Source organism: Salmonella sp. SJTUF15581, assembly GCF_043356775.1.
GTDB lineage: Bacteria > Pseudomonadota > Gammaproteobacteria > Enterobacterales > Enterobacteriaceae > Salmonella > Salmonella enterica.
This window is the reverse complement of sequence record NZ_JBEUJY010000033.1, coordinates 1-4,397: the sequence shown is the minus strand read 5'-3', so window position 1 is coordinate 4,397 and position 4,397 is coordinate 1. Positions and strand designations below refer to the sequence as shown.

2 protein-coding genes and 3 pseudogenes are annotated in these 4,397 nt (G+C 39.1%); 3 read left to right on the top strand and 2 right to left on the bottom strand.

The genetic code is table 11. The annotated features are described in order from the left end of the window. The 3 genes and pseudogenes from ABVN36_RS24520 to ABVN36_RS24510 form a co-directional block, all read left to right on the top strand. Positions 1 to 406: pseudogene (locus tag ABVN36_RS24520) on the top strand (glycosyltransferase); the annotation flags it as partial. Continuing rightward, positions 403 to 1,989, top strand: coding sequence for a hypothetical protein (locus ABVN36_RS24515; protein WP_079917332.1), 1,587 nt, complete (start codon positions 403 to 405; stop codon positions 1,987 to 1,989). The pseudogene ABVN36_RS24520 and the gene ABVN36_RS24515, both read left to right, overlap by 4 nt. 174 nt (positions 1,990 to 2,163) lie before the next feature. After that, positions 2,164 to 2,504: pseudogene (locus ABVN36_RS24510) on the top strand (transposase); the annotation flags it as partial. Positions 2,505 to 2,547: 43 nt separating this feature from the next. Here the strand turns inward: ABVN36_RS24510 and ABVN36_RS24505 are convergent. Further along, positions 2,548 to 4,002 carry a hypothetical protein gene (locus ABVN36_RS24505; RefSeq protein ID WP_024134232.1) on the bottom strand — a complete coding sequence of 485 codons (1,455 nt, stop codon included), beginning with the start codon at positions 4,000 to 4,002 and terminating at the stop codon, positions 2,548 to 2,550. After that, positions 3,992 to 4,397, bottom strand: a pseudogene (locus ABVN36_RS24500) (glycosyltransferase); the annotation flags it as partial. The pseudogene ABVN36_RS24500 and the gene ABVN36_RS24505, both read right to left, overlap by 11 nt.

Here is a 4,397-nt window from a genome sequence, read left to right as displayed (position 1 = left end):
CTTGTTCATGAAGGGGGTGCTCAGTTGGGTTGGCGGAAAAACGGATGTTGTTAAATATGCCCGTGCCGAACGCGTGGCCGGTGATTCGAAATTCAACGGCTGGAAATTATGGAATCTGGCGCTCGAAGGGATTACCAGCTTCTCAACTTTCCCTCTCCGCATCTGGACGTATATCGGGTTAGCTGTCGCAGGTGTTGCATTCCTGTATGGTGCCTGGATAATATTCGACACTCTGGCGTTCGGTAACGCCGTGCGGGGATACCCGTCACTTCTGGTGTCGATACTGTTTCTTGGTGGCATCCAGCTAATCGGCATCGGTGTACTCGGCGAGTATATCGGAAGGATTTACATTGAAACCAAAGCAAGACCTAAATATATCATTAAGAAAGTTGGTCAAATAAAATGATGGAATTTAAAAAAAATTATTTTTGGCATGTATCTGTAATCATTATTGGCCTTGCCATTGGCTTAGTGCATCACATTTATATTTATCCGAATTTTTTTCACGCAGATTCAGCAGCATATCAAGTTTTAGCTTCAGCCATAAGAGATGAAGGGGCTTTACTTCCACATGATTTTTTCTACGGCAACCAACTTATTATGCTAAAAATAAGCCCATTCATAGCCTTAGCCAACTACATTGGTTTTTCAGGATATAAGGCTTATGCAATAGGCGGTGCAATAGCGATCTGCGTTTGGTTTTATATTTGCAATCTAATTATCTCTAAATATTGTGGAAATAAATATTTTTCACTTTTACTATCAACTTGCTTATTCATTCCGCTTGGTATGGATGATATTGATTTTTTACTTGGTCAGGAATCGCATCTTTCGAATGTAGTACTTTCTATTATGATATGCCTACCGGTCATCATATATATTCAAGAAAGCAAAAAGAGTTTTTTGTGTATTTCTGCCCTTGCTGTTATTCTAATGACTGCAGAGCAGCCAATTAGAACTTTGATTATTATAGCACCTTTTATTTTATTCATATTGATTATATTCAGATCAAAAACTTCAGTTGTGTCAATGTTATCTATAGCTGTATCTTTTGTTATCGGCAAGATGGCAAATGATTATCTTTTAGGCAGACATTTCCCACTCAAGGTCGACTATTCTCAAGCATCCTTGTTAATATCTCCAGATAAAGCAATTGACAATCTTTTTATAATTTTAAAGTCAATCCTGGTGTACTCTTCATCCTCTAGCTTGGCTGTTGGAGGTAATGCAATAGGAATATTGACACCTTTCTACTTTATGGGCTTATTGTATATACTTTTATTTATTGCAACTATTGTATATGGCTTAAAAATATTTCTTCATATTTTGATTGATGGCAGAAAAACTAAAACTAGTATTTGTCGACTAGATCTGTTATGTGCATTGGGAGCTACAGGTTTTGTTTTAGGACTGCTACTTATATCATGCCTCAACCCAGAAGGGCGTCATATTTTCTGGGCAACTTGTATACTAAAAATTTCTGTATTTGCCACCATTTTTAAAATTTTTAAAAGTAATATAAAAAATAATGTATATTCATATTCATTAACTATTGCAATGGCTATATGCATGTCAGCAATAGCACCAGTACTATATACAACAAAAGCAGAGTCTTTTAGTTATAAAAAATCCAATATGAATTCAGAAATAAATAAAAAAATTATTTCAATTGTAAAGTTAACTGGAATAAAATATATTTATGGAGAGGATTTCTGGAGAATGCAACTATTAAACTCGATTGATGCAGAAGTACACTCCTCTGAACTCACAGACTCTTATGATAAATTTGTAATTCCTAGAACATGGTTGTCCAGACCAAGTTGGTACTGCATTAATGGTGAGGTTTTATATTACACAAAAGATGGCAAGGCGGATAAAATAATAGAGTCAGAATTAAAGAGTAAAAACGGAAAAATATTGTATAACGGTGCGGAAGGAAAAATATGGTTAGGGCCTGTAATATGGAGCAAGCCTAAGTGGTGTAATTAACTATAATTCCGCCTCAGAGACTGTAATTTAAATTGTGTATCTGCCTGTTTTTGATATGTTCATTCCGACAACGGAGACAGGCAATTTATGGACGAAAATAAACTCAAAGCGCTGGCTGCTGAACTGGCTAAAAGCCTTAAAACCAAAGCCGATCTCAACCAGTTTTCCCGGATACTGATGATGCTGAATGTGTTCGCGGGCGTGTGTGACGACAAATACCCGCAGATCAGCAAAAGCAGGCGTGCGCACTGGGAAAACCTGAACACATTCTTCAGCTACCTGCCGGATATCCGCCAGGCGATCTACACCACAAACGCTATCGAATCACTGAACAGTGTGATCCGGGCCGAGATAATAAATGCAAGGTATTCCCAGGAGACGACTCAGTGTGGAAGGTTATTTATCTAGCGATCAAAGATGTCTCAAAAAAGTGGAGTATGCCGATCCAGCACTGGCGGCTGGCAATGAGTCGTTTTATTATTGAGGTCGGTGACCGCCTGAGCGATCACCTTTAATACAGTGGCAGTTACACAGAATTATGGACAGGCTCCTTATTGACTACTCTATAACAATCCTTGCATCATCATAGTAAATTACATATGCGTTATCAATCTCTTTTATATGCCCTTCCCGTCCATACTGGTTTAATATCTTATCAATATCATGCTTGAACTCTGTGACGATATATCTTGATTTAAAACCGTACCATGCTTTATTGGACAGCCAGTTTAACCTAACCGCTTTGTTTTCATCAGTAAACGTGATTGGCCTTACGTCTCCGTTTTTAAACAGAGTCACAGCAGACGCAACCCAGAATGTGCCGTAACCATCACCGAGGTTATTATCACGAACAAATTTACTAATATCTTGTACTCTCGAATTCGGTAGTTCGTATCTTCCGCTTGGGATGAAAATAAAAATCAGTATGATGGTTGAAGCAAAAGCATAGAGTCTTTGCTCGGCTTGTGAATTTAGATAGCGTGCAATTAGAGCGGATCCAGTAATAAAAGAGAAAACCAGATACCTTGTAGTGTCAAGGTCTACAGGCATATTACTTGCTACATATGCGACTGGTAGCAATACTGAGGAAATGGATAATGCAGTATCAACAAACGACGCTTTAAACCTTTTTTTGATAGCTACAACTAAAAGAGCTAACCAGAATATCATCACTGCAAACCTGCTGAATATCATCGCATTGCTTACAGAAAGCTGTTTCCCAAAAATGAAGGCGTCGAAATACTGGATGATACCAACAATGAAAAGATTGAGGTTAGATGGTATATTCTCGTAGCTAACAAATGCTGGAGGTTGAGTCCCGGGGGTGTTCAGTAGACCAAAATAATTCGCTACTAAAGCAAGAAACTTTGCTATGACAACACCAACAATAACTGCAAATACATAGCGCCACTTGCTAAAGTCTTTGTTTATCAATAAATGCACAACAAAGGTAACAACTATCGGTATAGTGATATAGTAGTTGAATATCGAGTCGCTGAATACAGATGCAACAGTGAGAGTCGTAACGCATGCCAGTTTAGCTATTGTGTGTTTATCACACCTAAGCATATTTAAGCACACCAGAGCAAATATGATAGTTCCTACATGTACACATGTTCCTAGTGTCATGGTTGACGCCATAGGAGATGAAATGATTACGCATGGAATTAGCGCTGCGATTGACCACTTCATTTTCCCATCTGTATGTGACAGAGCAAAGACCAGCATAATAGTAATCGTGTAGAATACGGCTGGTAACACATACATCAGGTATATGCTGTCACCAAAAATCCTGATTACTATCGTATACCATATCGCTTCAGTGAAATAAAACGATACAGTAGAAAGAGTCCATCCTCGTAGCAGAATGTTTCCATCCGCCATATCTTTTGCTTCTAAAAATAAAGATGCTCCATCAGATGTAACTGGGTTATTGAAGGAAATATAAAGGCAAAGCGCGAACACGCATAATGAGAATATCAAATATAAAGCCACCATGCTTTTATTTAACACTATTCTTCCCCTTCAAAATATATTTAGGTCTTGCTTTGGTTTCAATGTAAATTCTTCCGATATACTCGCCGAGCACACCGATGCCGATTAGCTGGATGCCACCAAGAAACAGTATCGACACCAGAAGTGACGGGTATCCCCGCACGGCGTTACCGAACGCCAGAGTGTCGAATATTATCCAGGCACCATACAGGAATGCAACACCTGCGACAGCTAACCCGATATACGTCCAGATGCGGAGAGGGAAAGTTGAGAAGCTGGTAATCCCTTCGAGCGCCAGATTCCATAATTTCCAGCCGTTGAATTTCGAATCACCGGCCACGCGTTCGGCACGGGCATATTTAACAACATCCGTTTTTCCGCCAACCCAACTGAGCACCCCCTTCATGAACAAG